Origin of the sequence: Cytobacillus sp. (assembly GCF_964223445.1) — a bacterium.
Lineage (GTDB): Bacteria > Bacillota > Bacilli > Bacillales > Cytobacillaceae > Cytobacillus.
Genome location: NZ_CAXQGS010000066.1, coordinates 1 through 16,076 on the forward strand (window position 1 = coordinate 1; position 16,076 = coordinate 16,076).

Consider the following 16,076-nt stretch of genomic DNA (forward strand, 5'->3'; position numbering starts at 1 on the left):
TGAATAATCAAAATATATTATATCCATTTACTCATTGTCCATTAAGATTTAGTTAACACCTTTTCAGTCCTTCCTAAAAACAAGTGTAAACTGCATTATATATCAGGTTGACAAACTTTTATGTAAACCATAAAATAAAACCAGTTAACCTATTAATCTGTATTGGAGAGTTATTATGAAAGTTAAAGAGATGACATTTGTAGCACTATTTGCGGCTGTTATGGGAGCACTTGGTCTTGTTCCTCCCATCATGCTATCTTTTACACCAGTTCCGATTACCTTGCAGACACTTGGAGTCCTTTTGGCCGGCGGTATTCTAGGCGCAAGGCTTGGTGGAATCAGCATGGCATTGTTTTTACTCTTGGTTGCTGCCGGTGCACCATTATTATCGGGTGGCCGCGGAGGCATTGGGGTTTTCTTCGGGCCAAGTGCAGGGTATTTGATTGCCTATCCGATTACCGCATTTTTTATCGGCTATTTACTTTCACGCTTCAAAACTTTAAAATTAATGAATATCCTGCTCATAAACCTGACTGCCGGAATATTCCTAATCTATCTATTTGGCATTCCGGTACAGGCATTTATGATGAACATTCCTTTAGCTGATGCAATCAAATTAAGCCTTGTTTATATCCCTGGAGATGTGTTAAAAGCAACCCTCGCCTCATTCCTGGTTTACAGGCTGCTCAAGCATCCGATAATCAATAAGCAATTTTCTAAATCTCTGGAGACACTTTAAGGTGTCTCCTTTTCCATAAGGAGAGGAACAACCCGTTGACTAATATTACAGCTAATATACAAAAACTCGCTGAAGAATCTCCATCAAAAGCCGCAATCATTTCAAAAAGCCAAACTTTAAGCTATAAAGAATGGAGCTCTCATCTCAGCAAAACTGCTAACTGGCTTAATTCACTATCTGTAACCAATAAAACTGCAGCAATCCTGCTGCCAAATGGAATTCCTTTTCTGCAATTATTCATAGGTGCCTCCATGGCTGGATGGACAGCTGTACCTTTCGACTTAAAATGGAAAGCCGAAGAACTTAACCAGCGAATCGAAATATCCAGCCCTGCTATCGTGATCACAGTTAAAGAATACTATGATCAGATTGCCCGCCTTCACCCTTTCGTGCTTATCTGGGAGGATGCCCTGGAGGAAATCTGCGGTCAGAGCACTAATTTTCACATCGATTCAGAAACTAACTCCCCATTTTATATGGGATTTACTTCAGGAACGACCGGAAGCCCAAAAGCTTTTATCCGTTCCCATAGTTCCTGGGCGGCCAGCTTCGAGGTGAACCATTATGATTTTAAGATGGATGAGAAAGAGCACGTACTGATACCAGGGGCACTTATCCATTCTCATTTCTTGTATGGTGCGGTAAGTACGCTCTGTACGGGCGGAACGGTTCACCTGCTCGAAAAATTCAGTGCACCACAGGTTCTCTCATGTATCGAGGAGCAGCCCATCAGCACACTTTATACAGTTCCGACGATGGTTTCAGCTATTTTAAGAGAAAAAAGAATCATAGATAAACCGATAAAAATCTTTTCCTCAGGTGCGAAATGGGATGAAACGTCGAAGCTGGAAATCAGCAAAATATTCCCCCAGCTCTCCATGATCGAATTTTATGGAGCGAGTGAATTGAGCTATGTAACATTTCTTGCTGATGAGGATAAGGCAGGATCAGTCGGAAAGCCCTGCCATGGTGTTGAAATCGAAATTAGAGGAACAGACAGCAGGAAGCTCGCTCCTTATGAAATTGGCAAAATATATGTCAGAAGCGAACTTATTTTCGATGGTTACCTTTCAAATGAAATAATCCATTCCATAAAGGATCAGGATGGATGGGCCACCGTTGATGATATGGGCTATGTTGATGATGAAGGATATTTATACATCAGCGGGAGGCAAAAGAACATGATTTTATATGGGGCAATTAATATCTTTCCTGAAGAAATTGAAAAAGTGATCAGTTTGCACCCGGATGTCGAGGAGGCTGCTGTGATTGGACTGGAGGATCAATATTGGGGGCAAATTGCAGCTGCGGTTATCAAAGGCAAAACGGATGTCCTTGAGTTAAAGCGACTATGCAAAAAACATCTAGCCTCCTACAAAGTACCGCGCAAATGGATCTTCACTGAAGAAATGCCCTACACAGCCGGCGGAAAAATTGCACGTGCCCAGCTGAAGGAATCCATCGAAAGTAAGGTGATTAGCCATTAAGAAAGCAGTGATTGTACAGGCAAAAAGAACACCTATCGGAAAAGTAAATGGGATGCTTAAAGACTATGAACCTCATGAACTCGCTGCTCCGCTTCTAAATTATCTGGCTGCAGGTATAGAAGAAAAAATTGATGATGTCATCTTGGGCAATGTCGTTGGACCTGGCGGAAATGTAGCACGCTTGTCAGCATTGGAAGCAGGACTCCCTCTGTCTGTTCCGGGCTTAACCCTGGACAGGCAATGCAGTGCGGGTCTTGAAGCCATTCGCTTGGCATGCTATTCCATCCAGGGAGGTGCAGGGACTTGTTATATAGCGGGTGGTACGGAAAGTGCCAGCACCTCTCCCTTTTCCAAAAGGGCCCGATTCTCCCCGGACAAAATCGGAGACCCCGATATGGGTGCAGCAGCGGAAAATGTGGCCGAGATGTACAGCATATCAAGGGAAAGTCAGGATACATACGCACAATTGAGCTATGAACGGAGCTGGAAGGCCTTTGAAAATGGACTGCTGACAGAGGAAATGATCCCAATTGGAAGCCATCTGCATGATGAAGAGTTTTTTAGAAAAAGAAAAATGGAGACTCTTCTTAAACGTGCAAAGCCTATATTTAAAAAGGATGGCACTGTAACAGCAGCCAATAGCTGCGGCATCCATGACGGGGCATCTGCTGTGCTGGTCATGGAAGAAGAAACAGCTATTAAAAATGGATACAGGCCCATTCTGCGTTTTGCCGATAGTGCAGTAGCTGGTGTACACCCCAACTATCCGGGATCTGCGCCTGTCCCAGCAATACAAGCGATCCTGGAAAGAAATTATTTAACGATTGACGATATTGATTTAATAGAAATTAATGAAGCATTCGCCTCAAAAATTGCTGCATGCTCCAATGAGCTCTCAATTCCATATGAAAAACTGAATGTTAATGGAGGCGCTCTAACAATTGGCCATCCTTATGGAGCTTCAGGTGCTGTAATGGTTACAAAATTATTTCATGATGTCCAAAGAAGATCTCCTTCCAAATATGTATTAGCTGCCATTGGAAGCGGAGGAGGCGTCGGGGTTGCTGTTTTGTTTGAAGGTGTATAATAAACCTGTACGTAAGCCTGGAGTATTGTTATTCCAGGTTTTTTGAATAATCAACGATAAATTCGACATATTAGCACAAAAATATCACCTGCTAGCATTTTGCTATTCGACACATATCAACTGATATCATCATGATAACAGGTTATTTTCTTTATTAATGCAGCAAAATCATACAGTTTCATCAGCTGCCTGGATTATAACATAAGCGCCCAGAGAAGCACCAATGAATTCCAGCCATCCCCCTGCTGCCAGAAGCAGTCTTTTTTGTATGCTCTCTTCATCTTCTATAAGAATTCCTAAAGCGTCAAGGATGGCCGATACGGATATTAATGAGTAGCCCAGTGTCTCGAGATTGCTGAGAATATTGTTCTCCTCGTTTGCCACTCCCGCAGCTTCCAATGCTGCCCCCATCGATTGAATGGTACTGCCCAGTGAATTAAAGCCTGACACAGAGACTGATGGATTTTGAATTTCGATATTGTTTGCAGCTGTGTTGATTGAATTGCCGCCTGCCTGTGTAAAGCTACCGATAATTCCATATAAATTAGCAGCTTCTTCATTACCTTCAGCCACGCTTATTCTTCCAAATCCCTGCAGGCTATTGCCAACTGCCTGGACTCCGTTTCCGTCGCGTATTAATTTTTTGTTGAAATTGTTTTCATCTGGCTTCATGGTTTCACCAATCGCAGAAATAAATGTGCCCGCAACCAAAAAATACGCTCCGATAGTTAATAGATCATCTCCTTCAAGATACATGATTACCCCTCTCTAAAGAAGTTCTTCATTTAGCCACACAGAAGGTTTTGAGTCAGCTTCATTGTTTTCTTCACTGCTCTCAGAAGTGCTATCAGAAGTTATCTCCTGATTTTCCTCCTGAATCTGGCCAATTACTGATAAAACAGAGCCGACAGCCTGAATCCAGCTTCCAACGGCAATAATATTATTTGCGCTGTCTCCCGATTCTCCCAGCTCTTTTTCCTTGAGATTTATCGTGCCCCCATATGCCTGAAGGGAATTGCCAATCGATTGAAGTAGATTGCCATTTATATTAAAAATCTGACCGGCTGCAGTGGGATCTTCAAATTCATCTCCAAGTGCTGCCGCTCCGCCAAGAGCCTGAAGCCAGTTTCCTGCGATCACTAATTTCTCTTCATTTTCATCCTCTAAGTCTAAAGTTAATCCGGCGATGACAGTACTGTTTCCGATTGCCTGTATCTCATTCCCGACTTTTTCAAGTGACGGTCCGCTTTGCCCATCCGCCTGAAGAGCGTTACCTGTTCCTTGGAGGCTGTTTCCCACGATATCAAGGCCATCAAAGAGTTTTTCCATTTTTTCTGACTTTGCGGGTATGGTTGAGACAGCTGAAATGATCGTTCCGATCGCAGCTAAAGTCGCTCCGACGATCTCTTTTAGTTGATTGTCCATAACATACTCCTTAGCTGACGTATGTTAAATTATATTCAATTAATAAATAAGGGGTACGGAGTTGTGTAAATGATGGGAAGCAGTCCGGGGTCCGATAAAATGAATTAGAATGCAGACTGGGATTTGATAGCCAAGAAAACAGCGAACCAAAATGCTTCGGGATGAGTCCGCTGTGCTTTATACTTTTGCTCCTTCAAGTGTTCGCATCTTCCATTGATACAAGCAAAAATTTTCAGCTTAGAGTTTTGTTATTAATCCTTCCCATTGCAATGGTGCTGTAATATCTGCCATCAGACAGCTGTTTATCCATTTTTAATATTCCTTCAATTTCGAAGCCATTTTGCTCATAAAGCTTAATCGCCTTCTCGTTTGTTTCAAGAACATTTAAAGTAATCTTCTTAATATGATTGGAGTCCGCCCATTGAATAGACTGAACTAAAAGATTTTTTCCAATAGCAAAGCCCCAGAATTCCTTGAGTACACATACTCCAAATTCCACTTTATGCCCGCTTCTTTTCAGTTCGCTGCCTTCACATCTGGAGAAGCCGGCAATTTTCCCATTCACTTCAGCAACCAAAAATAGATTCCGGCCACTAATGGAATCTTTATTAACTAACTCCTTAAAATCAGTTTCATCTATGTATGCTTCGCCTGCTTCGCGGTCCATGTTCTCCGTTTCTCCATCAATCTGCACCCTTACTGCAGATAGTTCCTTTGCATCTTCCTCGACAGCAGATCTTATAATATAGTTAAAATTTTTTAACAATGTATTCTTTTGGTTTTATAATCATAAAATTCCCTCTCTTTTTATCTTGAGAAATATCACGAAGTTCAAGAAGAAGAGCCGATTCTCCTCCATAAAAGAATGGCTCATACAGTTAATTAATGGTCGCCTTCTGTATAGATTTGAAAATTCACTCCGAATTTGTCGATTACGCTGCCATATGCAGGGCTGAAAAATGTTTCCTGAAGAGGCATCGTCACTTGTCCGTCCTGCTGCAGTGCTTCAAAAAATTTCTTCGATTTTTGAGAATCTGATGTAGAGAGGCAAATGGTCACCTGATTGCCTATTTGATGACTCTGGCCAGGGAATGTATCGCTAAACATGAGTTCGTTCTCCCCAATCTTTAAAGTTGCATGCATAATGCGGTTCTTTGCATCTTCTGGAAGTGGATATTCAGGGTTTTCCGGCCCTTCCTCAAATGTTTGCTTATACAGAACTTCCGCTTCCAGCGCCTCTCTGTAAAATTCAATTGCTTCAGTCGCATTTCCGTCCATCACTAAATATGGAATCACTTTAACTGTCATCTTAATCAGCTCCCCTAATTTTTTCATTTTTCTTAACATTTATTACAAAATTGATTTTACTACAAAGAACATACGTTCGCAACTGTTATTTAAAAAAATAAATATAATCGGTCTATTTTATTCACTAATTCTATATTTTATAGGAAAGGTGCAATAACTTGTACCACATTCCATAGAAAAAAGGTGTGATGAGAGTGTTTACGGTGTATTATCTTGATGGGAGAAATGTTTTATTAAATCAGCTTCGCAACAGTGTTCCAAATGAAGGTGAAGAGGTTAAGATCAAAGGACGAAAAGGCAAAGTGACCAGTGTAACGGCAGTAGAGGAAAGAAAAATCCATATTCAGGTAGAGCTTGAAAGTGTGAATAAAGCGAAGCTTGCAGCAGAAGATGATAAAAAGAAAAAGAAAAAGCGATGAGAAAAACCCGCCAAATTCTGCGGGTTTTTCATATTAGTGCAATGTTTCTCTGATTTCTTGCATTTTTTTCCTGATTAGAGGATAAAAATTATTCTTAGCGCTTGCAGTCGAATTCCCGCCAAAGAATTCGGTGCCGGGACAGGTTTTCACAGCATGCCCATGACTGCTGTCCAGCACCCGCTCACCTGAGTTAATATCCCACCAATGATGATAGGTGATGCTGTCTATGGATGGTGCCAGGCCATATTTCATCATCAGGAGAGCTGTGACTGTCACGATTGTTTCTTTTTGTTCACCAGTCATATGATTATCGTCAAAATTCCCGAGATTTTCAATCGCTATCGCATCCGCTTCAATCTTGTGCATAGCTTCTTTATTCTGAAGTCCAAATGATCCTTCCGGTGCTATATCGAACGGCCTCCCCACTGCCACCTTTCCATCCGGGAAAGTCGTCAGCTGCTGGCTGATCATACTCCACTTCATGCCGCTTATATGATACTCCTCCATTCCCTTCATTAAAGCAAAATGATTTGAACCATTGAACTGTTTGTAAGAAGGCTGATAAGTGTGATGCTGCTGAACTTTAGCCACTTTTCTCGTGAACTTCTGATTGAATATCCAATCCCGGAATTCCTCTCTTGTCATGAGGACAAACTTTCCATTCATGGACAATTTCCTGGGAACAATCCTTAGCTTTTGCCCTGCATTTATGGAACTGGATGATAGCCCATTTGCTGACTTAATAATCGGCACGGCTGAATCATATTTTTCCGCCAGCATCCATAGTGTATCTCCGTGTGCTACTTTGTACATGATTGGAACACGGAGCTTTTGCCCTATTAAAAGCCTGTCTGACTGCAAACCGTTGTATTGCTTCAAGTCCCCTGCGGTTGATCCATATTTTTTTGCAATTAATGTCAGGGTATCCCCCTGCTTTACCTCATAAATATTGCGGGGATTGTTTTCTGCATGTACAGAGATCCAATTGAATTGCCAGTTTAATGCAAGACTAAAGACTAGAAAAATGCATTTTTTCATTCTCAATGTCCTTTCCATTCGTTTTTATTATTTTTATTTAACTAAAGGAATTTATCCTAACTTTTTGGCATGACCAAAAATCTGCAGGGTATTTTCTATAGCAGGGAAAACTAAAAAAAAATGTAAGGTGTGTATCAGCATGAAAAATGATTACTTCTCAGAGGTTTGTGTACCTGTTCAGATTCCTGTTGGATTCAGGCCGGCAGAAATAGAACAATCAGATTTTACTTTCGACCGTGAAGACCGATTTATCGATTACCGGCTCGAAAAAGATGGGCAGGATTATGATGTCAGCGTGGATGACAATGGGCAGTGGTATTTTTTCACTTCATTCGTTTGTGATTCACTGGATGAGCTTAAGCTTTCCAGACAGATCTTCAGGCCGCCCTATTTAAAGAAGGAGGAATTGCCCCTAGCGGATTTAATGGAGAAAATACAAATCAGGCCGTTATACGAAGGACATGATAAAGCATACGGGCACGCTTTTGCTTTATCAGATAACCTGTCTTCTGTCCCTGCATTTCGACAGGCAAGAATGGCCAATTATGATGGTTCGGATGATCCCGCGATAATTAAAAAAATCCATTATATCCAAAATGAATACAAAGGTAAAAGCACACGGTTTATTTCAGGATTTGAGACACGTTCTTTTGCGACCATCACGGAAAATGATTACTATGCCAGGGAAATACACCTGCCGAATAATGCTAGAATTTATTTGAAACTGTTTGTTTACTTTTCAAGATATGGTATTATTCCTTCACAGCAGATGATGCCGCGCTTTCTGGCGAATTTGTGGGCGTCTGCACAGAGTTTGAATACTGCGGCCAACCCTGCCCTTTATAGAGAAGAAAATATAGAAACATATTAGGGCATCTGCACTCAGCCGCAGCTGCCCTTCAACTTAGCCTGATGTCCCCATTTCTTTTATTGATACGTTAATGCTGAATTTAACCGGAATCTCACTAAACGTTTCATCCCAATTATTTTTAACCTTATTCCACACTTGAGGATAACTGATTTGAAGACTTCTTCCAAATCCCATGACATCCATTTTATACTCTTCCTGTGTTTTCGCTAATACATTTTTTACCAGACGCTCAATTTCTTTTTCTGCAGCTTTTTCCGCCCTTTTCATGTACTTGCTGTCAAATGCTTTTCCACTGATATCCCAATGCTCACCTATACGCCCTTCAGTTTCAATTTTAACCGTGAAAGAAATCGAATCTCCTTTTACAGTGGGTTTTATTTTACTTTTCATCGATAAACTCTCATATACAATTGGCAGATGCGCTTCATCATCATAGCTCCTTACAAGCCCGCCTTTCCCTTTCCCTGTTATCCAGGATACTCCTTCAGTTTCCTGATCATTCAAGAATGCACGGAGAGTCTTCGTATTTCCGTCAATCATTGCAGCACCTGTAAGCTTTCTATCATTATTTTCTGTCGCAACTGTCTGCAAGAGAAAGCTATTTCCTGAATTCAGCTGCCCTTCTATTTTGGCTATTGGCGTGGGAGTAAGGATTTTCGTGGTCCGTTCCATACCTTGTACCATTTCGACAACCTGGATTGCAGGAATAACAGTTGCCTCGGCAGATTCCAGGGTTTTACTTGCACTGCCTTTGGCAATAACAATTAGCGTACTTGGCCGCATCTCCTGTTCTCTGCGAAAAAAATCGAGCACCTGTTCAAGATTATAGCTGCGGGCAAGTTCCTCCCCAATAACGATGACTTTGGCATGTTCTCCAAAAGCACGTTTGTCAATTCGCAGAATCATATTTCTCAAAGCAGGGAGAACCGCATCTCCTGTTTCCGTAATATTTTTATATGCCCTCACTTGTGATTGCCCGCCATTCATTGCATTATTGGCTGTCTCTGCCGTAATAAGCTGATTCGTCAATTTGAAAACATCACCATTGGTCATGCCTCTTTGGCGATCTTCAAATTCCCCTTCATTGTCCAAGTCAATGGCCGTACCTATTATAAGTCCAAGCTCCTCGATTTCCTTGCTGCTCCAGCAGCCGGATAAAAATATAACCACCAGTATAAAAAGCAGGACTTTCTGAGTCAGTTTCATGCTTTACCACCCTTTATTTTTGAAATGATAAGCAAGGCGATGGGCAAAACACCAAATAATAAAAGAGCCGTATTTCCAATCATATCGCCCATTGCAAACACTTCATTCATATTGGCAGGAATCATTCCTATGAGGTAAATAACAGGCAGCAGGCCAAACTGAAATGGTCCGATTTTCTTTTTAAAGATTTGAGAAAGACCCAGCGAAGCTGCATAAAAGGTGATAGTAAAGGTTGTAAAGATCTGCATGATCCAAATAGTCAGCAATAAAGACTCAAATCTTTCAAAAATGAGCCCTTGGATTTCAAAACTTCGGATCAGATCTATCGTTGGCCAGGTTTTCGTTAAGACGCCATCCACAGACAGTGCTCCAATAACCATAACCACTGTAATCAAATAAAAGCACATTGAAGTTCCTGTGCCAACTAAGACTACCTTCACTGCCTGTGATGGCTTATCCATAAAAGCGACAATGACAAGCATAATCTCGATTCCTAAGAAAGCGACAACTGTCGTACTCACACCTTTTATAATAGGAGTTATTCCTGAACCTAAAACCGGACGGAGATTATCAAGTTCAAAGATTCCCATACTCATGCTGATGACAATTAGAAAAATGATTACGGTAATCGGAAGAATCAGTTCAAATAAACGGGCAATTGGGTCAATGCCCCCGACGATGAGATAAAGGCCTATCCACATAAATGGCATAATGATCGCCCAAATAGGGGTGCCTTCAAGCAAAAATAAACTTGTTACCTCTGAAAGTACCCTTACTTCATAGGCAGCAAGGCTAAAGAAATAAATGACCATGACCAGACTGAGGAAACTGCCGATCCATTTGCCTGCTATTTCCTGACTATATTTATAAATGGTCCTGCCAGGATACCTTTGGCTAAGCTTCGCGATTATTACCCCTGATCCCATTGCTAATAGACCGCCTAGAATTACTGTTATCCAAACATCAGGCGATTTCAATTTTTCTGCTGATGATCGCGGTAAGGTAAGTATGCCTGCAGCAAGAATATAATTAACCAGGATGACAGCTGCTTGAAGACTTGAAAGCTTCTCCTTTGAACCGATTTTCAAGCGGATAACCTCCTGTGAAATAGTCTATCTTTTCCGAGTCGGATCTTTTGGATGAAACATACTTGGCCTTTCTTTCAATACTTTTAAAGGGAATCGTACGATAAAGTCCTTCCAGTCACTAAGCCGGTAAGGAACGGCCAGACTGATAAAGGGGACACCAAAACTCTTGAGCTTGACTAAATGACTGCTGATAAAAAGGAAAAACAAAATAACTCCATATAAACCAAAAACAGCAGCAAAAAACATGCAGGCAAAACGAAGATAGCGCAGAGAAATCCCTAAGCTATATTCAGGAATAGCAAAAGATGAAATGGCGGTAACCGCAACAACAATGACCATAATTGGGCTTACGATTCCTGCTGAAACTGCTGCTTCCCCAATAATTAAAGCGCCGACAATGCCGATTGCAGGGCCAATTGGCTTTGGCAGCCTCAGCCCGGCCTCACGAAGAATTTCTATTGCCACTTCCATAATCAGAGCTTCTATTATAGAAGGAAAAGGAACCCCGTCCCTGGTGCCGATAATGGACATCGCTAATTTAGTCGGGATCAGTCCCTGGTGGAACGAGACAAAAGATATGTACAGCGCAGGTCCAAAAAGAGATATAAAGATAGCAATAAAACGCAATAATCGGATGAGCGAGCCGGAAATCCAGCGTTCATAATAATCCTCAGAGGCTTGAAGCATCATGCTGAATGTTACAGGAACCAGGAGTGCAAATGGGGTGCCATCCAGCAAAATGGCCACTCTCCCTTCCATTAAAGCAGCATTTACCCTGTCAGGCCGTTCAGTATTCTGCACCTGGGGAAATGGACTAATGTAATTATCCTCAATAAGCTGTTCTACATACCCTGATTCCATCACATTGTCGATGTCAATTTCCCTGATTCTCGATTTTACTTCCTCAACTATTGATGGATTTGCAATATCTTCAATATAAGCAACAATAAGGTCCTTTTTTGAGCGCTTTCCGACTATAAACTTTGTGAATATCAGCTTTTCCGTTCCTCCATTTCTCCTTAATAGAGCTGTATTATCACTAAGATTTTCTGTGAAGCCTTCACGCGGCCCTCTGACAGCCTGCTCGGAAACAGGCTCTTCAATATTTCGTGTTTTCCCCTTTGCGGTACCCAATATAAGCATTTTTGAGGATCCATCCAGGAGAAGTACAGCAGAGCCCTTTAAGATTTGCGGTACCGTTTCTTTTATAATAGAGGCAGTATAAATATCACTGAGGGATAGAATATGATTTTTTATATAATCGACTGTGAATTTCTCATTTACCTCATGGCTGCCATAATGCTGTGTATCTGTAAAATCCTGCATTAGCGACTTCATGATATGTTTATCAATCAGCTCTTTATCTGAAAGGCCGTCAATAAAGATTAGTGCACCCCGAATACTCGTCAGCCCAATATTAAACTCCCGAAAATGAACGTCTGAATTATGGCCAATCTCCTTTTCGAATACTTCCAGATCTTTATGAATATCACCAGAAAGGCTATAAGCAGTTTCACCTTCATTTATCCCGCCATGTTTCCTGATGCTGTTTTTTAGTGGTTTCTTTTTTATCTGGTAAATTTTCATTTTAAAGAACCATCCTTTGAAGGCCCGATTTTGCGAAATAATGCTGAAATCCCTAAAGGTACAATTAGCACTGCAAAACTCTGGAAGAGAATCTCCCAATCAGGAAGATGGGAAACGATAGCTTTCCACATTTTATTCACCCTTTAAATCAGCTAAAATGCTGCTGAACGGTACAGGAATTATTACTGATGTGATTAGGCTTCCACTTCATTCATTCAAACATCCATTCAAATACCATGTTTAAAGAAATTTTTATAGAGCTCTCAATGCAGTTTTTTTGTTTTTTTATGTAAGCGTATCCATTTCGCCATAAAGAGCCATTTTCCGACCTTTCAGCGCAAGAAAAGTCTAATCCTGCGCTTTCCCGAGAAATACGAAAAGCGCAAAGCGCCTTGCCCGCCCCGACACCTAAAGGGGGCATGCTGCTTGTACTAGACAGTTATCGAAGTTTAAAACTTTAACAAATATTAAATGAAAAAAGCGGGGAATAATTTCCCCGCTCATTTGCCGTCTGTAATTTCTTTGAATATTTCATATGATCGTTTTTGTTTTTCTTCATCATAGATATAAGAAACCGCCATGATTTCGTCAACATTGTACATATCCTGGAACTGTTCCAGCTGCCCTTTGACTGTTTCTTTGCTCCCCATAAAGGTCACGCTTGACATTCCCTCTGCCGCTTCCTTCTCCATTGGGTTCCAGATCGAATCCAAGTCCTCAACTGGCGGGCTCAATTTCATGGAAGTTCCTCTGACAACATTCAAGAAGAACTGCTTCATCGTGGTTGATAAGAATTCGGCTTCCTCATCCGTTTCCGCTGCAATGACATTTAAGCAAACCATCATATATGGTTTATCGAGATACTTAGAAGGCTTAAAGTTGGCACGGTAGATCCGGATGGCATCCTCCATCCATCTTGGCGCAAAGTGTGAGGCAAATACATAAGGAAGCCCCAGCTCAGCAGCCAAATAGGCAGAATCTGTCGAAGAGCCAAGAATATAAATTGGAATGTTCGTTTCCACTCCCGGGTGTGCTTTTACATAACTTTGCTCCTCTAATGGACCAAAGTATGTCAGCAGCTGCTTCACATCTTCCGGGAATGTATAAACAGAATCATTTTTCGAGCGGCGAAGCGCATTAGCCGTCATCATATCCGTACCAGGTGCCCTTCCAAGACCAAGATCGACACGATCCGGATAAATGGTCGCCATCGTTCCGAACTGCTCGGCAACAACTAATGGTGCATGGTTAGGCAGCATAATTCCGCCGGAGCCGATTCGAATGGTTTTTGTATGTTCCAATGCATGCTTTATAAGTATAGCAGTGGCAGAACTGACCAGTGTCGGAGTATTATGATGCTCCGCAATCCAATAGCGTTTGTAGCCCATCTCCTCTGTTGCCTGAGCCAGATCAACCAGATCCTCGATCGCCTGTCTGCTTTCCTTCCCCTCTCGTATTGGGGCAAGATTCAAAACAGAAACAGGTATTTGTATATTTGTCATTTTATTATCTCCTTCATGAAGAATTGATTTTATTTTAACAACCGAAATAAATTTAGGAAAATATAATGCTTAGTGTGAGCAAAATTATAGAGGAGAATTTATTAAGAATTAAATTATAAAGGTTATGAGCGATTTTCTTCGGGTTATGAGCGGAAATGCTATTTTATGCGCGATTTTCCTCGGGTTATGAGCGAAAACCATATTTTATAAGCGATTTTCCTCGGGTTATGAGCGAAAATCCTATTTTATGAGCGATTATCCTCGGGTTATGAGCGGGAACCCTATTTTATGAGCGAAATTGTATCCATGTCCAACATCAGATTTTACCCACAGCCTAAGTATGAAAAAACCAGCCCCTTCTATAGGGGCTGGTTATCAGCTTACTCTTAACGGTTCTTCGTTCTCAGGACAATCACTGTTCTTTGCAGGTTCCTTTTTACTCATAGCCAGCAGCAGAATCATTCCAAAGATACAGGCTGTACCCGCCCATTGAAACATGCCGAATGGTTCATTGAGCCAGATAACAGTAGTAAATACTGCAGCGAGGGGCTCCAGGCTGCTTAATAGACTGGTTTCCGTTGGAGAAAGGGTTTGGAGACTTTCAATATAGAACCAGAACGCAAGCATTGTTCCAAAAATAATTACGAAAACCAAATACAGGAATGCTTCAGCCGATAAGCTGCCGAAATCCATTTGCCATGGGGGATGGATGAAACTCAATGCAGATCCGCCAATGACCATCGCCCATCCAACCACGACAAGGGAATCATATTCCTTCAGCAGCGGGACGGCATACAAAGTATAAAACGCCAGTGCCACACCAGATAGAACTCCCCAGACAATTGCCGGTGCCGGTACGGACAGCTGAGAAACAGAACCGTTGGTCAAAAGAAAGAAGCAGCCTGACAGGGCAAGGGAAATTGTTACAAAATCCTGTCTTGAAAACACCGTTTGTTTCCGTAAAACCAGGTAAATGATAATCATAGCAGGTGCCAGATATTGAAGCAGTGTGGCAACAGCCGCATTGCCATGATGGATGGATGCCATATAGGTATACTGCACGGCTAGCATTCCTGCGAGACCAAAGATCAAGAGCATGATGGCTGCCTTTTTATTTTTCCAGACTCCAAATACCTGTGAGCGGTCTTTCAGCAGAAATTGAACGGCTAACAGAAGAACACCTGCTGTCAGCAGACGGGCAGTAACAAGCCAATCAACAGAGATTCCAAATTCCTGAAAAAGCTTTTGCGCAACTGTTCCGCCAACACCCCAAAATGAAGCTCCAAAAATAACAAGCAATAAACCGGTACTCCTTGAACGACCCCTCATGTAAATTCCACCTTAAATATAATAATAGTGTTATAATAAGCCAAATGCTGTGATAAAAATAGCTAAATACAATAAAAAAATATAACTATATTGAGGTGGCATTTTGCAGATTAAAGATTTTAAAGTGGATGAAAGCCTGCAAGAGCTTACCAGCCACAGGACAGTGGTGCTGCCTGTCGCCTGCTACGAAACGAAGATTGCAGATAATATACAAGGTAAAATCCCTTTGCACTGGCATGAGGAGATTCAATTTATCCTGTCAGTAAAAGGCGATGCTATGGTCCATATAAATGAGGAGAAATTGGCGGTTAAAGAAGGTGAGGGCATTTTCATCAATAGCGGATGTCTCCATTCGGCCGAGGATGTTAGCGGAGATTGCGTATATATTTGTTTAAATGTCTCCCCTCATTTCCTGCTTCCAGAGGAATTATACAGCAGCTATATTTTTCCATATATATCAGCAACAAATCTCCCATACATCATCCTGAAACCCAGCGAGGATTGGGGAAAAAGCATATTAGAAAGCATGATGGAAATCAAGAAATTAATTAATGACAATTCTCCATTTTACGAGATTAACATAACCAGTCTGCTGACATTCATTTGGCAGCAGTTAATCAGAAACGGATTCCAATTGGAATACAGCCAGACTGAAGTGGAAAAACATAAGCGGATGAAGGAAATGCTGAATTGGATCCATCAGCATTTCGCTGAAAAAGTCACGCTTGCTGATATCGCCAAAGCTGGCAGGCTGAACAATTCCGAATGCTGCAGATACTTTAAAAAAATCTTAAAGACGACACCCATTAACTACTTGATTCATTATCGCATCCAAAAAAGTCTCCCCCTGCTGCAAGAAAGAGACTCCAATGTCACAGAAGTTGCTTTTAAAGTAGGATTCAACAGCAGCAGTTACTTTATAGAAAAATTCCGCAAGTCTATGAATATGACACCTTTAGCGTATAAAAAGAATCGAAATTAATTGCAGCA

Annotated in this window: 16 protein-coding genes; 6 read left to right on the forward strand and 10 right to left on the reverse strand. The window is 41.4% G+C overall.

Annotated features, from left to right (window positions below):
- Positions 1 to 175: 175 nt before the first annotated feature.
- Genes ACEQ1T_RS12410 through ACEQ1T_RS12420 form a run of 3 tightly spaced genes read left to right on the forward strand, consistent with a single transcriptional unit; the run spans position 176 to position 3,313 of the window.
- Entirely contained in the window at positions 176 to 739 is a 564-nt protein-coding gene (locus tag ACEQ1T_RS12410) for a biotin transporter BioY (protein WP_206839392.1), read from the forward strand.
- Between the two features lie 35 nt (positions 740 to 774).
- Positions 775 to 2,226: an AMP-binding protein gene (locus ACEQ1T_RS12415; RefSeq protein WP_370223161.1), complete on the forward strand. Its 1,452-nt coding sequence runs from the start codon at positions 775 to 777 to the stop codon at positions 2,224 to 2,226.
- Positions 2,222 to 3,313: an acetyl-CoA C-acyltransferase gene (locus ACEQ1T_RS12420; protein WP_370223193.1), complete on the forward strand. Its 1,092-nt coding sequence runs from the start codon at positions 2,222 to 2,224 to the stop codon at positions 3,311 to 3,313. The genes ACEQ1T_RS12415 and ACEQ1T_RS12420 overlap by 5 nt, the downstream gene beginning before the upstream one ends.
- A gap of 168 nt (positions 3,314 to 3,481) precedes the next feature.
- Here ACEQ1T_RS12420 and ACEQ1T_RS12425 read toward each other — a convergent pair whose 3' ends face one another.
- The 4 genes from ACEQ1T_RS12425 to ACEQ1T_RS12440 form a co-directional block, all read right to left on the reverse strand.
- Positions 3,482 to 4,069 carry a hypothetical protein gene (locus ACEQ1T_RS12425; RefSeq protein WP_370223163.1) on the reverse strand — a complete coding sequence of 196 codons (588 nt, stop codon included), beginning with the start codon at positions 4,067 to 4,069 and terminating at the stop codon, positions 3,482 to 3,484.
- 12 nt (positions 4,070 to 4,081) lie between these two features.
- A complete protein-coding gene (locus ACEQ1T_RS12430) occupies positions 4,082 to 4,738 on the reverse strand; it encodes a hypothetical protein (RefSeq protein ID WP_206839387.1) in 657 nt (218 codons plus the stop codon).
- A gap of 232 nt (positions 4,739 to 4,970) precedes the next feature.
- On the reverse strand, positions 4,971 to 5,504 hold the full coding sequence (locus tag ACEQ1T_RS12435; protein WP_370223164.1) for an N-acetyltransferase family protein: 534 nt from the start codon (positions 5,502 to 5,504) through the stop codon (positions 4,971 to 4,973).
- A 116-nt stretch (positions 5,505 to 5,620) separates the two neighbouring features.
- Positions 5,621 to 6,046, reverse strand: coding sequence for a VOC family protein (locus ACEQ1T_RS12440; RefSeq protein WP_206839386.1), 426 nt, complete (start codon positions 6,044 to 6,046; stop codon positions 5,621 to 5,623).
- A 188-nt stretch (positions 6,047 to 6,234) separates the two neighbouring features.
- On the opposite strand from ACEQ1T_RS12440, the gene ACEQ1T_RS12445 reads away from it, so the two are divergent.
- Positions 6,235 to 6,465: a hypothetical protein gene (locus ACEQ1T_RS12445; protein ID WP_211202532.1), complete on the forward strand. Its 231-nt coding sequence runs from the start codon at positions 6,235 to 6,237 to the stop codon at positions 6,463 to 6,465.
- 33 nt (positions 6,466 to 6,498) lie between these two features.
- Here ACEQ1T_RS12445 and ACEQ1T_RS12450 read toward each other — a convergent pair whose 3' ends face one another.
- The gene (locus ACEQ1T_RS12450) at positions 6,499 to 7,503 is read right to left on the reverse strand and encodes a LysM peptidoglycan-binding domain-containing protein (protein WP_370223165.1); all 1,005 of its coding nucleotides are present in this window, start codon (positions 7,501 to 7,503) and stop codon (positions 6,499 to 6,501) included.
- 139 nt (positions 7,504 to 7,642) lie between these two features.
- Here ACEQ1T_RS12450 and ACEQ1T_RS12455 point away from each other — a divergent pair, with 139 nt between their 5' ends.
- Positions 7,643 to 8,374 (forward strand): hypothetical protein, encoded by a 732-nt coding sequence (locus tag ACEQ1T_RS12455; protein ID WP_370223167.1) that lies wholly within the window; start codon positions 7,643 to 7,645, stop codon positions 8,372 to 8,374.
- A 33-nt stretch (positions 8,375 to 8,407) separates the two neighbouring features.
- Here ACEQ1T_RS12455 and ACEQ1T_RS12460 read toward each other — a convergent pair whose 3' ends face one another.
- The 5 genes from ACEQ1T_RS12460 to ACEQ1T_RS12480 form a co-directional block, all read right to left on the reverse strand.
- A complete protein-coding gene (locus ACEQ1T_RS12460; protein WP_370223168.1) occupies positions 8,408 to 9,580 on the reverse strand; it encodes a Ger(x)C family spore germination protein in 1,173 nt (390 codons plus the stop codon).
- A complete protein-coding gene (locus ACEQ1T_RS12465; protein ID WP_206839383.1) occupies positions 9,577 to 10,668 on the reverse strand; it encodes a spore germination protein in 1,092 nt (363 codons plus the stop codon). The genes ACEQ1T_RS12460 and ACEQ1T_RS12465 overlap by 4 nt, the downstream gene beginning before the upstream one ends.
- Before the next feature lie 24 nt (positions 10,669 to 10,692).
- Complete coding sequence (locus ACEQ1T_RS12470) at positions 10,693 to 12,255, reverse strand: spore germination protein (protein WP_370223169.1); 1,563 nt, start codon at positions 12,253 to 12,255, stop codon at positions 10,693 to 10,695.
- 500 nt (positions 12,256 to 12,755) lie between these two features.
- The gene (locus ACEQ1T_RS12475) at positions 12,756 to 13,757 is read right to left on the reverse strand and encodes an LLM class flavin-dependent oxidoreductase (RefSeq protein ID WP_370223171.1); all 1,002 of its coding nucleotides are present in this window, start codon (positions 13,755 to 13,757) and stop codon (positions 12,756 to 12,758) included.
- A gap of 375 nt (positions 13,758 to 14,132) precedes the next feature.
- A complete protein-coding gene (locus ACEQ1T_RS12480; RefSeq protein ID WP_370223172.1) occupies positions 14,133 to 15,086 on the reverse strand; it encodes a DMT family transporter in 954 nt (317 codons plus the stop codon).
- A gap of 103 nt (positions 15,087 to 15,189) precedes the next feature.
- Between ACEQ1T_RS12480 and ACEQ1T_RS12485 the strand changes: the two genes are divergently transcribed.
- Positions 15,190 to 16,068 (forward strand): helix-turn-helix domain-containing protein, encoded by an 879-nt coding sequence (locus ACEQ1T_RS12485; protein ID WP_370223173.1) that lies wholly within the window; start codon positions 15,190 to 15,192, stop codon positions 16,066 to 16,068.
- Positions 16,069 to 16,076: the final 8 nt, after the last annotated feature.